The sequence below is a fragment of the Pseudomonas sp. JDS08PS003 genome (assembly GCF_045013505.1).
GTDB lineage: Bacteria > Pseudomonadota > Gammaproteobacteria > Pseudomonadales > Pseudomonadaceae > Aquipseudomonas > Aquipseudomonas protegens_B.
This window is the reverse complement of the sequence record NZ_CP120724.1, coordinates 225,001-241,200: the sequence shown is the minus strand read 5'-3', so window position 1 is coordinate 241,200 and position 16,200 is coordinate 225,001. Positions and strand designations below refer to the sequence as shown.

The window sequence follows — 16,200 nt, the reverse complement described above, 5'->3', positions numbered from 1 at the left end:
GCCCCCCCTGGCGGGTGGTTGCCGGGTCCTGGCAAACAGCCTGCGCCGTGACGATTGTCGCGGCGCACCGCATACTCGCGCTCTGAATGCTGCGCTGGCCTATGCTGCTGACAGCCGGATGCCGAAAAAAAAGCCTGAGGGATTTGCCATGTTCTACGTGCAACGCGATGCGCAAGGTCAGCTGATTCGCGTGGAAGCCGCCGCTTACGCCGAGGCTACCGAGACGCTGCCCGCCGATCACCACGAGATCCAGACCTGGTACGCCAACGAGGCGGTGGAAGTCAGCCTCAAGCAGCTCAAGCAGAGTGACCTGGAAATGATCCGGGTGCTGGACGACCTGATTCAGGTCCTGACCAGCAAGGGCGTGATTCGTGTCACCGACCTGCCGGCGGCGGCTCAGGCCAAGCTGATGGATCGCAGCCAGGCCCGTGAGGCCCTGGGTGGACTCAGCCGGCTGATCAATGATGATGAAACCGGTTTGATCTGAACGCCCCTCGCCTGTAGAAGCCGGCTTGCCGGCGAATGCACGTTCAACCCCAAGGCGCCGGCTCGCCGAACAATTGCCCCTGCACGCCATATAGCCCCATCTCGCGAATCACCTGCAGCTCGCCCTGGGTCTCGACCCGCTCGGCAATCAGCGGCAGGTCGATGCTGTGGGCTGCCCGCTGGATAGCCTCGATAAACAGGCGCTTGTCGCTTTCCTGATCGATGTCGCGGATGTAGCTGCCGTCGATCTTCAGATAGGCCAGGCCCAGGCGCGCCAGGTTGCCGATCATGCTGAAGCGCCCGCCAAAGCGTTGCAGACTGAGGGAAAAGCCCAGTTCCCGCAGGCGCCGGGTCAACTGTTCCAGCTGGATCTGCTCAGGCAGCTGTTCCTCACCGATTTCCAGGGTCAGGCGCGGCCCCAGGTCAGAGTGCTGGCGAAGAATCTCGAAGACCCGGTTCAGGGCCTGAGGGTCTTCCAGGGTGGCCGCCGACAGGTTCAGCGCCAGGCTGTCGTCATGTCCGACCATCTGCTTCAACACCTGCTCCAACATCAGCAGATCCAGGCGCGAGGTCCAGCCAAAACGCTCCAACCAGGGTAGGAAACGCCCGGCCGGGATGGTCTGGCCCTGCTCGTCCAGTAGCCGCGACAGAACCTTGTAATGCAGCACCAGCGTGGTGTCCTGGGCCGCCACCACCGGCTGGAAGTACAGCTGGAAGCGTTGCTCCGACAGCGCGCGGTCCAGCAGCCGGTGCCAGGCATGGTGATCATCCCCGACTTGAGCTCCGCCCCCCTGATCCAGACAGGCCCAGTTGGTCTCGCCCTGGGCTTCGGCCTGGGCCAGGGCCTGATCGCCGAGGCTGAGCACCGCTTGTGGCGAATCTCCGTGGGCAAAGGCCGCCAGACCGATGGAGGCCACTGCGGCAACGTCGGTGGCGCCAGTGGCATGCAGGTTGCCCAGGGCGCTGTCCAGGCTTTGGGCCAGCTGGATGGCTTCCTCGCGCACCAGGCCCGGCGCCAGCACGGCGAACTCGCCACCGCGGACCCGGGTCACCAGGTTGTGGGTTTCAGGGTACTTGTTGCACTCGCGCAGCAATTGCTCCCCTACCGCTTGCAGCAGTTGGTCGGTGCGTTGGCCCCCCAGGCGCTGGTTCAGGCCGGCCAGGTCCTTGACCCGCAACAGCAGCAGGTAACCGGAGCTGGCCTGCTCCGGGTTGCTCACCCGGGCATGCAGTTGCATTTCGAAATAACGTCGATTGGCCAGCCCGGTCAGGCTGTCCTGATAAGACTCGATGCGCAGTTTTTCACTGCGCTCGGCCTGCTCCTGGAACAACGCCTTGAGCTTCTCCACCATCTGGTTCATCGCCTGCACCACCCGGCGCAGCTCCGGGGTGCGGGGCAGTTGCGGCAGGCTGAGAAACTCGCGGCGGGCAATGGCATGGGACTGCTGGACCATGTAGTCCAGGGGCTTGAGCTGGCGTCGCAGCAACAGGGCTCCGAGCACCGCACTCACCGCACCGCAGATCAACAGCCAGCCCAGGCTGCCCAGGGCGCTCTGCCAGAGCTTGGCGACGGCGAACATCGGATGGCTGAGCACCTCGACACGCGCCGCCTGCTCCCAGCCGCGACTGACGATGGCGTCACCGCCGGCCGGCTCCAGGCCGATGAGTTTGACGAACCACTGGGGCACATTGCTGACTTCCGGGATGCCGCTGCGCTCGACGATGGTCTTGTCCGTGGCCAGGTCCACCACCCGGATGCTGGCGTAGTAGCCGCTGTCGAAGATCGAACTGACCATCAACTCGACCATCGCCGGATCGTCGATGTTGGGTGTCAGCGACAAGGCCAGGGCCGTGGCCGCGTCCTGGGCATGGGAGCGCAGCTGATTGACATACTGGGTGCGCGAGCTTTCCAGGCTGACCATGAAGCTGCCACTGAAGGCGACCACCAGGAACACACAGATTGCGATCAACAGTTGTTTGAACAAAGACATCTGAGCTCGTGCTCCTAGTTAGTCGTCTCGACCGGAAAACCTTCGGCCTGCATTTTTTTCAACACGTCCTGCCAACGGGACAGGCGCTTGGTATCACCGACCCGCTTGTTGCCCTTGGCGCCCGGCAGCCACAACCCTTCGGCATTGAAGGAGTACACCGGCAGCAGGTCGGTTCGCTCGCTGGCCGGGCGGATCGAGTCCTCCAAACTGTCGAGCACCAGCGGCATGGCGTCCGCAGTGGAATAGTAGGTCAGGACCATGTGCGCGCGGTTCTGGCGCAAGGCCTTGACGTAAGTGATGCGCAGCTTGTCACTGGACACCCCGAGATGGCGCAGGCTGAAGTACTTGGCAATCGCATAGTCCTCACAGTCGCCGGCGCCCTTCCACAGCGCCTCGATCGGCGTTTCCCAGTAGTCCACCTGACGCCACAGATCGATATCTTCCATGTAGCGCATGTTCTTGTTGAAGAACAGGTTGACCACTTTCAACTGCTCGCGCTCGGACACCTGCTTCTGCGTGGCCAGCAGGTGCTGCCAGGCATCGATACGTTGCTGACCTTCGCCCAGCGGACCGTAGAGCGCCGTGGCACGGCGGCTGATCAGGGAGAAGTCCCAGTCGGCGTGCAGGCTGCCCAGCAGCGCGCCAGCCAGCAGCAGTGCCGAGCAGAACCAGCGCAAGGTCCGAAAAAGAGCTAAACGTGCCGCCAATGCGATGAGTCCATGGGAGCTGTCGTAAATCGGCTGATGGTGAAGGCTGGCCCGACAAAAAACAATGGCACCTTACAATCACCGGCCACCAGGGAAGGGCCTGCACGGAACATTCAGAGAATAGCTTCAAGTGGCATTTGCGTTGCGGGTGACAGCCCATGAATTTCCCCAGTCGTCACGTGCATTCACCCACGCCAGCCACTATGTTAGAAACCATTCGCGGACTGGGACGTCCCCCTCGAACGGCCTCTTGTCAGCACCGAGAACCCGCCCACGGGCCACCTTGCTTAAGGAAAAGCTGTGTACACCGACACCCGACAATGGACGCTGGTGATCAACTCAGGGCAAACCACCCGCATACGCCTGATCTGCTTTCCCCAGGCCGGGGCGGCGGCGGAGCAACTGCGGGTATGGTCCAACAGCCTGGCCGATCACATCGAGCTGGTGGTGATCAACCTTCCCGGGCACGGCCCGCGCCGCGACGAAGCGCCCTGTGACAACTGGCCGAGCCTGCTGGAAAACACCTTCGCCGCCCTCAATCCCTGGCTCGACAAGCCCCACGCGCTGTTCGGCCACGGCCTGGGTGCACTGCTGGCGTACGAAACCTGCAAATACGCCCAGGAGCGGTTTCCACAGCAGACCCGCCACCTGTTCGTCTCTGGCTGCCGCAGCCCCGACAGCCTGCCCCGCCGGCCCTTGCTGCACTCGCTGCCGATCGCGGCATTTCGCGAGGCGATCCTGACCCTCGGCGCCAGCCCCCTGGAGATGCCCCGGGGGCAAAACGACCTGCAATCCTACGAACGCTTGCTGCGCAACGGCCTGAAGCTCTTTGAAACCTGGTACGACACCTCCAGCGGCTGCCTCGATATACCGCTGACGGCTTTCTATGGCAGCGAGGACCCGCTGGCGACAGCCGACCATATGCTCAATTGGCGGGAGTTCACCGGGCGCGAATTCGAATTGATCGAAGTGGCCGGCAACCATTTCTTCATCAAGTCCCAGCGCCAACGCCTGTTGCAGGTGATCAACACGCACCTGGGCCTGCTGGGGGAACACCTGGCCTGAGCGCCACCCATGAAAAAGCCCGCCCTGCAGTGATGCAGGAGCGGGCTTTGAGGTCGGTTACGGATTGCCTCAGATCTTGAAGCTGTCCACCAGTTGCTTCAGGCGGCTGGCCTGTTGCGACAGTGCATCACAGTCCTTCAGGGTTTCGTTGAGGTTGGCAACGCCTTGCTGGTTCAGCAGGTTGATCTGGTTGATGTCGACGTTGAGGGTCTCCACCACCGCGGTCTGCTCCTCGGTTGCCGCAGCCACCGACTGGTTCATGCCATCGATCTCGCCGATCCGCTGAGTCACGCTGACCAAGCGTGCACCGGCCTGGTTGGCCACTTCGACGCTCTCTTCGCTGGACACCTGGCTGGCGTTCATGGTCGAGACCGCCTCGCGGGACCCGACCTGCAGGGAGGTGATCATCTTGTGGATCTCTTCCGCCGACTCCTGGGTACGGTGGGCCAGGTTACGCACCTCATCGGCCACCACGGCGAAACCACGGCCGGCTTCACCGGCACGGGCCGCTTCAATGGCAGCGTTGAGGGCCAACAGATTGGTCTGCTGGGAGATGCCCTTGATCACATCGAGAATGTGCCCGATGTTGTCGGTGCTGGCATTCAGGGTCTCGATCTGGGTGCAGGACAGGCTGATCTTCTGCGACAGCTCGGTCATCGCCTGAATGGTCTGTTCCACCACCTGGCGACCGTCGTCGGCCTGTTCACTGGCGCCACTGGCATGTTGCGAGGCATCAGCGGCGTTGCGGGCGATTTCCTGGGTGGCAGCACCCAGTTCGTTGATCGCCGCGGCCACGCTGTTGGTACGGGCGCTCTGCTCATCGGAACCGATGATCGACGCGTTGGACGATGCCATCACCCGTTGCGACAGGTCATGCACCTGGCGAGTAGCCGAGGACACTTCGGAAATCGAGGCGTGAATCCGCTCCACGAACTGGTTGAACGAACTGCCCAACTCGCCGAACTCGTCCTTGCTTTCCACGACCAGGCGCCGGGTCAGGTCGCCTTCGCCCTGGGCAATGTCCTGCATCGCCCGGCCCATGGTGATCAGCGGGCGCATCAGCACCTGGATCAGCAGGGTCAGCAGTACCGCAATCACCGCCACCGCGATAAACATGGCGATCAAGGCGGAAGTACGGAACTGGCTCAGTGGTGCGTAGGCCTTTTCCTTGTCGATGGACAGCCCGATGTACCACTCGGCATTCGGCAGGCCGGTCACCGGGGTGAAGGACAGGATGCGTTCCTGTTTGTTCAGGACCACTTCCTGGTTGCCGCTGGCGATCCGCACATTGGCGCCGGGGTAGATGTCCTTGAGGTTCTTCATCACCTGGTCTTTATCCGGGCTGACGATCACCTGACCGTCGGCGCTGACCAGGAAGGCATGGCCCAGGCCGCCGAAGTCCACCGAGTTGATGATCTTCACCAGGGTTTCCAGGCTCAGGTCGCCACCGACCACGCCCAGCAATTCCCCCTGCTTCTTCACCGGCATGGCGATGGTGACCACCAAACCACCGACGGCCGCCATGTAGGGCGGGGTCAGCATGGTTTTGTCGGCGGTCACGGCCTGTTTGTACCAGGGCCGCTGACGCGGGTCGTAGCCGTCGGGCATCTTCGCGTCAGGACGCTGGGTGAAGGTGCCGTTGGATTGGCCGACGTAGGTGAACTGGAAGTTAGAGGTGAAGGCCGGCTGATCCACCAGGCCAGGGAAGTCTGCGTTATGACCTTGGTGGGCGACGTTCTGCGCCAGGTTCTCGAGCACCAGGATCCGCCCGCTCATCCAGTTCTGCACACTGCTGGAGGTGAGTTCACCGGCCTGCTGGATGGAGGACTCGAGGTTCTGTCGGATGGTGTTTCGCTGCAAGTAGTCGTTGTACAAAGTGAACAACGCAAAAGCCAGAACCACTACGCCGGAGGCGGCCAAAAGGATTTTATGGCTGAACTTGAGATTCATTTCATGGGACTTCTTATGCCGAAAGTGGGGATGCGTCCGTAAAGCAACATTCCATGTAACAGTGCAGGCGACATTCTTTGGCCGCTCTACTTTGGTGCACGCATGTCTTATCAGTCTTTCGGCAAGATTCCCCGAACCCTTAGAGATTTATCTGAATTACTCGTCTGAATTTGCCGAATCCCGCCGAACGGCATTCCAGAGCGTCCGCCGCGCATTTTCAGATGACCGACAGCACCTTGCTTGTTGCCAAATCGATAATCCTTCAATGACAATGCGACTAATTATCATTTGTGACACTCAGGCAGTCCGGCTCCATGTCATCAACCGAGTTCGCCGTACAGACGCTCTACAGCCATCACCACGGCTGGCTCAACAGTTGGCTGCGTCAGCGTCTGGGCAACGCTGCGGATGCTGCTGATCTGGCCCAGGACACTTTCGTACGCCTGTTGCAGAAAACCGAACGGCTGGAGCTCAAAGCACCGCGAGCTTTTCTACGCACTATTGCCCGAGGGCTGGTGATCGATCACTGGCGCCGCGAGGAAATTGAACGCGCTTACCTGGAAACCATCGCCCATCTGCCCGAGGCTGAAGCCCCAAGTGCCGAGGCTCGTGCCTTGATTCTGGAGTTGCTGGAAAGCATTGCGCGGATGCTGGAGGGGCTAAAGCCGAAAGTGCGTCAGGCGTTTCTTCTATCTCAGTGCGAAGAACTTACCCACAAGCAGATCGCCGAGCAGATGTCTCTGTCCCTGCGCACTGTGGAGCGCTATGTGGCTCAAGCGCTCTATCACTGTTACCTGCTGCGCTATGAGAGCTGACGCCTGTGGATAACTTTTCCGGCAGCCTGCCCCTGAAGCCCAATCCAGATCACCTGGTGGTCAAGCAGGCAATTAACTGGTTACTGCGCCTGCGCAATAACGGCGCCAATCCCAAACTGCAGCAACAGTGCGATCTGTGGCGTGCCGCTCACCAGGAGCATGAACTGGCCTGGCAACGGGTGCAGTCATTGCACCAAGAGCTCAATGCCAATCTGCGAGCCGTGCCTGGGGCCCAAGTGGCGCTGCACACCCTGGAAAACAGCAGCCAGCGCCTGGGCCGGCGTCAGGCCCTGAAACTGTTGAGCGGCGCCCTGCTCCTGGGCTCCAGCGCCTGGGTTGGCAAGGATCTACTGGGCTGGCAGCAGTGGAGCGCGGACTTCGCCACTGCCGTGGGCGAACAACGAGGCTTCCAACTGCCCGACGGCACCCGGCTGGAACTCAATACCGACAGCGCCGCGGACCTGAATTTCAACGCACAACAGCGCCTGATCAAACTGCGTCGGGGCGAGATCATGGTGGCCTGTGGAACCGATCAGCAGGGCACTCAACGTCCACTGCTGGTGGAAAGCCGGCATGCTCTGCTGGAAGGTTTCGACGCCCGTTTCGTGGTGCGCGTGGATGACCGTTGTACCCGCCTGAGCGTGACCCAAGGCAGCGTGGCCATTCATTCGCCGCACGCTGCCGAGGGTCGCAGCGCCCGGGTCGGTCCGGGGCAGAGCTATCGGATCAATCATCGACTGGCGGAGCCGGCCGCACCGCTGGCCATGGACGTGGGGGCCTGGGCCGATGGCCTGATCGTGACCCGCAACATGCGCCTGGATGACTTCCTGCAGGAAGTCGGTCGCTATCGCCATGGTTACCTGGGGTGCGCGGCAACCATTGCCCATCTGCGCCTGTCCGGGGTGTTCCGCCTGGAGGATACCGAGAAGCTGCTGGCCATCCTGCCCCAGACCCTGCCGGTGCAACTGCGTTACCGCACCCGCTGGTGGGTCACCCTGGAACCTGTGGTGTGAACTTCACGACCCAACTCTTTTTTTGGCGGGTTTTGTCTGGACGTCCGGCTTAGTCAGTAAGCAATTCAATCTGCTTCCTGCGACTTCAACGGAACCTACAATGACCCTCCGCGATCACCGCCCAAGCGCTTCCTGCGCCCCGACTCTACGTCAAGCCATCCACGCCGCCCTACTGTGCTCCAGTATCGGCCTCGGACTTGTGGCCACTACCGTACAGGCCGCCGACACCGCCCCGGATGCACCGCACCACAGCTACAACGTTGCCCCGGGCAGCCTGGGTGATGCGCTCAATCAATTTGCCCGGCAGGCAGCAATCACCTTGTCCACCACACCGGCCCAGACCCTGGGCCGACACTCTGCCGGACTGCAGGGCAGCTATTCGGTGAGCCAGGGCCTGAACCAGTTGCTCAAGGACACGGGGCTGGAGGCGGTCAGCCAGGATGGCAGCAGCTATATCCTGCGCCCGCTGCCCCAAGGCAGCGCGCTGTCACTGCCGACCACGCAAGTCAAAGGCTTCGCCCTGGGTAACGCCCTGGGCAGCATGGACGGCTACAACGCGACCCACAGCCAGATCGCCACCAAGACCAGTACCGCGTTGCTGGAAACCTCGCAAAGCGTGTCGGTGGTGACTCGCGAACAACTGGACGACCAGGGTGCACAAACCGTCGCCCAGGCCATGCGCTATACCCCGGGTGTGCTGACCAACCCCTATGGCGCCACCCATCGCTACGATTATGTGGCGATGCGCGGCTTCAACGATGGCTCGGTGGATAACATCTACCTCGACGGCCTCAAGTCCATGGGCGACAGCGGTACCTACAGCAGCATGCAGGTCGATCCCTATTTCCTCGAGCGCGTGGACATCCTCAAGGGACCGTCGTCGGTACTCTATGGCCGCAGCTCCCCCGGTGGCCTGGTGGCCCTGACCAGCAAAAAGCCGCTGTACGAGCCCTACCACCAGATCCAGGCGACCGTAGGCAGCCAGGGCAAACAAGGTCTGGGCTTCGACTTCAGCGGTCCACTGGATGATGACAAGCGCATTGCCTATCGGCTGATCGGCCTGACGGACAGATCCGACACCCAGTTCGACCATACAAAAGAAAAGCGCTTTGCCCTGGCTCCCACTCTGAGCATCGACTTCAGCGACGACACATCCCTGACGCTCCAGGCCTACCTGCAAAATGATCCTGATGGCGGCTACCACGGCGGCATGCCGGCCAACGGCACGCTGAACCAGCGCAATGGCCAGCGGATTTCCGAGCACTTCTTCGAGGGTGAGCCAGGCGTCGATGGCTACAAGCGCGATCAGCAGTCGTTCGGCTATCAGTTCGAGCATCGCTTCAACGACGTCTTCACCGCCCGGCAGAACTTCCGCTACCTGGATTCCAAGGTGAAGCTCGATCAGGTGTATGCCTATGGCTGGACCAATGCCACCAGCAACGACTTGAGGCGCTATTACTCGGGAGGCAATGAAAAGCTGCACTCCTTTATCGTCGATAACATGCTGCAAGCCGAATTCCTGACTGGCGACGTCAAGCACACGATGCTCCTGGGAGCGGACTATCAGCGGCGCAAGACCGTGGTCGACTGGGATCAGGGAACGCTGCAGGCGATCAACGCGTTCAACCCGATCTATGGCAACTCGACGATCGATTATTACAGTCACACCAGCTATGTACGGCGCCTGGAGCAGACCGGCGTATACCTGCAGGACCTGATCGAGCTGGATAAATGGCGCTTCTCCCTGGGGCTGCGTCAGGACTGGGTGGAAACCTCGGATGAAAACCGTCTGGCCGAAGACAAGCGTCCCCTGGGCACCGAGATCAGCGACAAGCGCACCAAACTCACTGGACGCGCGGGGGCGCTCTATCTGTTCGATAACGGTCTGGCGCCTTATCTCAGCTATTCCGAGTCGTTCAACCCCAATTCCTACGCAGACAGCGCCGGTAATCCCCTGCCACCTACCGACGGCACTCAATGGGAAGCCGGCTTGAAGTATCAGCCTCCCGGTACGGAAAACCTGTTCACCGCCTCGCTGTTTCGCATCGACCAGGAGAACCTGGCGTCGAAACTGCCGCAGGAAAATTTCTACCGCGCAGTCGGCGCCGTTCGTTCCCAGGGGTTGGAACTGGAAGCGCATATGCAACTGACCGACAACCTGAAACTGTTGAGCAGCTATACCTTCACCGACATCCAGTATTCGAAGTCGATGGTCAGCACCCTGAGCAGCCCCGGCAACATCATCGAGAACAAGGGCAACTCCCCTACTCAGGCGCCACGGCAGATGGCTTCGCTATGGGCCGACTACAGGTTCGGCAGTGCAACCCTGGATGGGCTGCGCCTGGGAGGAGGAGTGCGCTATGTGGGGTACAGCTGGGCCGATGCCGAGAACACCATGAAGGTGCCGGCCTACACCCTGTTCGACGCCTCCATCGGCTATGACCTGGGCAAGGTGGGTTTGAAGGGGGTGGATGTGCGCCTGAATGCCAACAATTTGACCAACGAGTCCTACGTCGCGTCCTGCGCGAGCCTGAGTTACTGCTACCTGGGTGAAGAGCGCAACGTCGCAGCCACGGTGAGCTACCAGTTCTAATCAAGATTGACTTCCACAAAGCCAGCGCCTGCAAACAGCCGCTGGCTTTGTCGTTTGTACAGGAACATTCAATGCGCGCTGTTCTGGTTCTGCTGCATCGCTACATGGGTTTGGCCACTGCGTTGTTTCTACTGCTGGCTGGGTTGACCGGAAGTGTCCTGGCCTTTCATCACGAGCTGGATGAGTGGCTCAATCCCCAGTTCTATGAAGTATCTGGAGATGGGCCGTTACTGGCACCCGGAACGCTGGTGGATCGAGTGCAGGCCGAGCATCCACGGCTGCAGGTCTGGTACATGGAATATCCGCAAGAGGCCACACACACTGCGTTGCTGGCTGCGGTACCACGTACGGACCCTGCCACTGGCAAGCCTTATGCCGAACGCAATCAGGTGTTTTATCTGGATCCGGTCAGTGCTGAACAACGGGGACAGCGCTTTTGGGGAGCCTGCTGCTTCCAGAGAGAGAATCTGGTGCCGTTTCTGCTTGAGCTCCACTACAACCTGGTCCTTCCCGGTAATTGGGGGCTCTGGCTGATGGGGTTGGTGGCTATCGGCTGGGTCATCGATTGCTTCGTTGCCGTGCTGTTGACGCTGCCCCGTGGTCGGCCGTTCTGGCACAAGTGGTCTACCGCCTGGAAGATCAAGGGAGGACACGCCTACCGCCTGAATTTCGACCTGCATCGCGCAGGGGGCTTGTGGTTATGGTTGCTGCTGCTACCGATCGCCATTAGCAGCGTGGCCATGAATCTACCGAGCCAGGTCTTCAAACCAGTGGTGTCCTTGTTCTCCCCTATCGAGCCGAGTGTCTATGAAGCCCGTGGGCGAATGTCGACTGCGGAGCTTGGGGTAACTCGGCTGACGTATCAACAAGCGTATGAGCGGGCTGTGGAAGAGGGACGGCGATTGGATTTGAAGGAGACAATCGGCGAGTTGTACTACAGCTTTGAATACAACTTCTATGGGGCGGGTTTTGGCCAGCACGATACCCAGGCCCATGGTAAGTCCTGGTTGTTCTTCCACGGTACGAATGGACACCTGCTGGGGCAGGAAATCGCGGGACAGGGCACTCTGGGAGAACGCTTCTATCGGCTGCAATTACCGATACATAGCGGGAGGATCATCGGTTTTACGGGACAGGTGATCATTGCTGCATTGGGTGTACTGATAGCAATGCTGTCGCTTACTGGCATCTATATCTGGTGGCGTAAGTTGATTGCCCGCAGGAGCGGCAAGCGGCGTAGAGCCCGACATTGAGGATCAAGCCGAACCTTGGTAATAGCCGTCTGTTCAAAGCAGCTACAAGGATTCTGCAGGACTTTGCGACTTGATTACCCAGACTTTATCGAGCGTAAAAACAAAACCCCTGTCTGCGTTAGCAAACAGGGGTTTTGGAATTTAATCTTGACGATGACCTACTCTCACATGGGGAAACCCCACACTACCATCGGCGATGCATCGTTTCACTTCTGAGTTCGGGATGGGATCAGGTGGTTCCAACGCTCTATGGTCGTCAAGAAATTCTGTGGCCGATCCGTTGGACTCAAGAGTCGAACGTGTCAGCAAAATCAGTAACTTCTATATAAAGACAAAACCCCAATTGCTTTCGCAATTGGGGTTTCGGAATTTAATCTTGACGATGACCTACTCTCACATGGGGAAACCCCACACTACCATCGGCGATGCATCGTTTCACTTCTGAGTTCGGGATGGGATCAGGTGGTTCCAACGCTCTATGGTCGTCAAGAAATTCGGTAGCCAGACCGTCGCTTATGCAACGTGCCAGCAAATGGGTATGTAATAGATTTGTGTGCTTTGTGAGCGGTGCAAACTTTCGGTTTGTTTCGTCTTCACACACCGCAACTCGCTTCTTAAGCAAATTGCTTGGGTGTTATATGGTCAAGCCTCACGGGCAATTAGTATTGGTTAGCTCAACGCCTCACAGCGCTTACACACCCAACCTATCAACGTCGTAGTCTTCGACGGCCCTTTAGGGAACTCAAGGTTCCAGTGAGATCTCATCTTGAGGCAAGTTTCCCGCTTAGATGCTTTCAGCGGTTATCTTTTCCGAACATAGCTACCCGGCAATGCCACTGGCGTGACAACCGGAACACCAGAGGTTCGTCCACTCCGGTCCTCTCGTACTAGGAGCAGCCCCTCTCAAATCTCAAACGTCCACGGCAGATAGGGACCGAACTGTCTCACGACGTTCTAAACCCAGCTCGCGTACCACTTTAAATGGCGAACAGCCATACCCTTGGGACCGGCTTCAGCCCCAGGATGTGATGAGCCGACATCGAGGTGCCAAACACCGCCGTCGATATGAACTCTTGGGCGGTATCAGCCTGTTATCCCCGGAGTACCTTTTATCCGTTGAGCGATGGCCCTTCCATACAGAACCACCGGATCACTAAGACCTACTTTCGTACCTGCTCGACGTGTCTGTCTCGCAGTCAAGCGCGCTTTTGCCTTTATACTCTACGACCGATTTCCGACCGGTCTGAGCGCACCTTCGTACTCCTCCGTTACTCTTTAGGAGGAGACCGCCCCAGTCAAACTACCCACCATACACTGTCCTCGATCCGGATAACGGACCTGAGTTAGAACCTCAAAGTTGCCAGGGTGGTATTTCAAGGATGGCTCCACGCAAACTGGCGTTCACGCTTCAAAGCCTCCCACCTATCCTACACAAGCAAATTCAAAGTCCAGTGCAAAGCTATAGTAAAGGTTCACGGGGTCTTTCCGTCTAGCCGCGGATACACTGCATCTTCACAGCGATTTCAATTTCACTGAGTCTCGGGTGGAGACAGCGCCGCCATCGTTACGCCATTCGTGCAGGTCGGAACTTACCCGACAAGGAATTTCGCTACCTTAGGACCGTTATAGTTACGGCCGCCGTTTACCGGGGCTTCGATCAAGAGCTTCGCGTTAGCTAACCCCATCAATTAACCTTCCGGCACCGGGCAGGCGTCACACCCTATACGTCCACTTTCGTGTTTGCAGAGTGCTGTGTTTTTAATAAACAGTCGCAGCGGCCTGGTATCTTCGACCGGCATGAGCTTACGGAGCAAGTCCTTCACCCTCACCGGCGCACCTTCTCCCGAAGTTACGGTGCCATTTTGCCTAGTTCCTTCACCCGAGTTCTCTCAAGCGCCTTGGTATTCTCTACCCAACCACCTGTGTCGGTTTGGGGTACGGTTCCTAGTTATCTGAAGCTTAGAAGCTTTTCTTGGAAGCATGGCATCAACCACTTCGTCACCTAAAAGGTAACTCGTCATCAGCTCTCGGCCTTAGAATCCCGGATTTACCTAAGATTCCAGCCTACCACCTTAAACTTGGACAACCAACGCCAAGCTGGCCTAGCCTTCTCCGTCCCTCCATCGCAATAACTAGAAGTACAGGAATATTAACCTGTTTTCCATCGACTACGCTTTTCAGCCTCGCCTTAGGGACCGACTAACCCTGCGTCGATTAACGTTGCGCAGGAAACCTTGGTCTTTCGGCGTGGGTGTTTTTCACACCCATTGTCGTTACTCATGTCAGCATTCGCACTTCTGATACCTCCAGCAAGCTTCTCAACTCACCTTCACAGGCTTACAGAACGCTCCTCTACCGCATCACTTACGTGATACCCGTAGCTTCGGTGTATGGTTTGAGCCCCGTTACATCTTCCGCGCAGGCCGACTCGACTAGTGAGCTATTACGCTTTCTTTAAAGGGTGGCTGCTTCTAAGCCAACCTCCTAGCTGTCTAAGCCTTCCCACATCGTTTCCCACTTAACCATAACTTTGGGACCTTAGCTGACGGTCTGGGTTGTTTCCCTTTTCACGACGGACGTTAGCACCCGCCGTGTGTCTCCCATGCTCGGCACTTGTAGGTATTCGGAGTTTGCATCGGTTTGGTAAGTCGGGATGACCCCCTAGCCGAAACAGTGCTCTACCCCCTACAGTGATACATGAGGCGCTACCTAAATAGCTTTCGAGGAGAACCAGCTATCTCCGAGCTTGATTAGCCTTTCACTCCGATCCACAGGTCATCCGCTAACTTTTCAACGGTAGTCGGTTCGGTCCTCCAGTCAGTGTTACCTAACCTTCAACCTGCCCATGGATAGATCGCCCGGTTTCGGGTCTATTCCCAGCGACTAGACGCCCTATTAAGACTCGCTTTCGCTACGCCTCCCCTATTCGGTTAAGCTCGCCACTGAAAATAAGTCGCTGACCCATTATACAAAAGGTACGCAGTCACAGAACAAAGTCTGCTCCCACTGCTTGTACGCATACGGTTTCAGGATCTATTTCACTCCCCTCTCCGGGGTTCTTTTCGCCTTTCCCTCACGGTACTAGTTCACTATCGGTCAGTCAGTAGTATTTAGCCTTGGAGGATGGTCCCCCCATATTCAGACAAGGTTTCTCGTGCCCCGTCCTACTCGATTTCATGACTAAGAGATTTTCGCGTACAGGGCTATCACCCACTATGGCCGCACTTTCCAGAGCGTTCCGCTAATCTCAAAGCCACTTAAGGGCTAGTCCCCGTTCGCTCGCCACTACTAAGGGAATCTCGGTTGATTTCTTTTCCTCAGGGTACTTAGATGTTTCAGTTCCCCTGGTTCGCCTCTTGCACCTATGTATTCAGTACAAGATAACCATCTTATGATGGCTGGGTTCCCCCATTCAGACATCTCCGGATCAAAGTCTGTTTGCCGACTCCCCGAAGCTTTTCGCAGGCTACCACGTCTTTCATCGCCTCTGACTGCCAAGGCATCCACCGTATGCGCTTCTTCACTTGACCATATAACCCCAAGCAATCTGGTTATACTATGAAGACGACATTCGCCGAAAATTTGCAATTGCTGCTCAATTAAGAGCCTCACAAATTTTACCTTAGCCTGATCCGTTACCAGTGAAAGTAACGTTCAGTCTATCTTTCTATCACATACCCAAATTTTTAAAGAACGATCTAATCAAAAGACTAGAAATCAACATTCAAAGTGAATGCTCATTTCTAAGCTTTCAGAAGCAGTTTATGGTGGAGCCAAGCGGGATCGAACCGCTGACCTCCTGCGTGCAAGGCAGGCGCTCTCCCAGCTGAGCTATGGCCCCATAACAAAATTGGTGGGTCTGGGCAGATTCGAACTGCCGACCTCACCCTTATCAGGGGTGCGCTCTAACCAACTGAGCTACAGACCCAATTTCGAGCTTGTAACTGTTAGCTTGGAGCTATCAGCTTGGAGCTTAAAGCTGCTTCTATCGTCTTCTTCAATGAATCAAGCAATTCGTGTGGGAACTTATGGAGCAGCTGATGTCGTCGATTAAGGAGGTGATCCAGCCGCAGGTTCCCCTACGGCTACCTTGTTACGACTTCACCCCAGTCATGAATCACACCGTGGTAACCGTCCTCCCGAAGGTTAGACTAGCTACTTCTGGTGCAACCCACTCCCATGGTGTGACGGGCGGTGTGTACAAGGCCCGGGAACGTATTCACCGCGACATTCTGATTCGCGATTACTAGCGATTCCGACTTCACGCAGTCGAGTTGCAGACTGCGATCCGGACTACGATCGGTTTTATGGGATTAGCTCCACCTCG

9 protein-coding genes, 2 tRNA genes, 4 rRNA genes and 1 pseudogene (1 of these 16 only partly in view) are annotated in these 16,200 nt (G+C 58.0%); 6 read left to right on the top strand and 10 right to left on the bottom strand.

Annotated features, from left to right (window positions below):
- Positions 1-148 precede the first annotated feature (148 nt).
- Positions 149-487 (top strand): tryptophan synthase subunit beta, encoded by a 339-nt coding sequence (locus tag P7C00_RS01155; protein WP_346634005.1) that lies wholly within the window; start codon positions 149-151, stop codon positions 485-487.
- 43 nt (positions 488-530) lie between these two features.
- On the opposite strand, the gene lapD is transcribed toward P7C00_RS01155, so the two are convergent.
- Positions 531-2,477 carry a cyclic di-GMP receptor LapD gene (lapD, locus tag P7C00_RS01150; protein WP_346634004.1) on the bottom strand — a complete coding sequence of 649 codons (1,947 nt, stop codon included), beginning with the start codon at positions 2,475-2,477 and terminating at the stop codon, positions 531-533.
- Between the two features lie 14 nt (positions 2,478-2,491).
- Complete coding sequence (lapG, locus tag P7C00_RS01145) at positions 2,492-3,184, bottom strand: cysteine protease LapG (protein ID WP_346634003.1); 693 nt, start codon at positions 3,182-3,184, stop codon at positions 2,492-2,494.
- A 300-nt stretch (positions 3,185-3,484) separates the two neighbouring features.
- On the opposite strand from lapG, the gene P7C00_RS01140 reads away from it, so the two are divergent.
- Entirely contained in the window at positions 3,485-4,249 is a 765-nt protein-coding gene (locus P7C00_RS01140; protein ID WP_346634002.1) for an alpha/beta fold hydrolase, read from the top strand.
- Positions 4,250-4,318: 69 nt separating this feature from the next.
- Here the strand turns inward: P7C00_RS01140 and P7C00_RS01135 are convergent, their stop codons facing one another.
- Both P7C00_RS01135 and P7C00_RS01130 read right to left on the bottom strand, forming a co-directional pair.
- On the bottom strand, positions 4,319-5,104 hold the full coding sequence (locus P7C00_RS01135; protein WP_402893213.1) for a methyl-accepting chemotaxis protein: 786 nt from the start codon (positions 5,102-5,104) through the stop codon (positions 4,319-4,321).
- A 117-nt stretch (positions 5,105-5,221) separates the two neighbouring features.
- Positions 5,222-6,199, bottom strand: a pseudogene (locus P7C00_RS01130) (cache domain-containing protein); the annotation flags it as partial.
- A gap of 314 nt (positions 6,200-6,513) precedes the next feature.
- On the opposite strand from P7C00_RS01130, the gene P7C00_RS01125 reads away from it, so the two are divergent.
- From P7C00_RS01125 to P7C00_RS01110, 4 genes are all read left to right on the top strand, one after another.
- The gene (locus P7C00_RS01125) at positions 6,514-7,014 is read left to right on the top strand and encodes a sigma-70 family RNA polymerase sigma factor (protein WP_346634000.1); all 501 of its coding nucleotides are present in this window, start codon (positions 6,514-6,516) and stop codon (positions 7,012-7,014) included.
- Between the two features lie 5 nt (positions 7,015-7,019).
- Complete coding sequence (locus tag P7C00_RS01120) at positions 7,020-8,027, top strand: FecR domain-containing protein (RefSeq protein ID WP_404938001.1); 1,008 nt, start codon at positions 7,020-7,022, stop codon at positions 8,025-8,027.
- 100 nt (positions 8,028-8,127) lie between these two features.
- Complete coding sequence (locus P7C00_RS01115; protein ID WP_346633998.1) at positions 8,128-10,620, top strand: TonB-dependent siderophore receptor; 2,493 nt, start codon at positions 8,128-8,130, stop codon at positions 10,618-10,620.
- A 71-nt stretch (positions 10,621-10,691) separates the two neighbouring features.
- On the top strand, positions 10,692-11,873 hold the full coding sequence (locus P7C00_RS01110) for a PepSY-associated TM helix domain-containing protein (protein ID WP_404938000.1): 1,182 nt from the start codon (positions 10,692-10,694) through the stop codon (positions 11,871-11,873).
- Between the two features lie 145 nt (positions 11,874-12,018).
- Here the strand turns inward: P7C00_RS01110 and rrf (P7C00_RS01105) are convergent.
- From rrf (P7C00_RS01105) to P7C00_RS01080, 6 genes are all read right to left on the bottom strand, one after another.
- A 5S ribosomal RNA gene (rrf, locus tag P7C00_RS01105) occupies positions 12,019-12,134 on the bottom strand.
- Between the two features lie 113 nt (positions 12,135-12,247).
- Positions 12,248-12,363, bottom strand: a 5S ribosomal RNA gene (gene rrf, locus P7C00_RS01100).
- Between the two features lie 148 nt (positions 12,364-12,511).
- Positions 12,512-15,403, bottom strand: a 23S ribosomal RNA gene (locus P7C00_RS01095).
- Between the two features lie 235 nt (positions 15,404-15,638).
- Positions 15,639-15,714, bottom strand: a tRNA-Ala gene (locus tag P7C00_RS01090).
- 10 nt (positions 15,715-15,724) lie between these two features.
- Positions 15,725-15,801: transfer RNA gene (locus tag P7C00_RS01085), tRNA-Ile, on the bottom strand.
- 123 nt (positions 15,802-15,924) lie between these two features.
- A 16S ribosomal RNA gene (locus P7C00_RS01080) occupies positions 15,925-16,200 on the bottom strand; it runs 1,263 nt beyond the window's last position.
- The 16S, 23S and 5S rRNA genes sit together here with 2 tRNA genes alongside, the layout of an rRNA operon.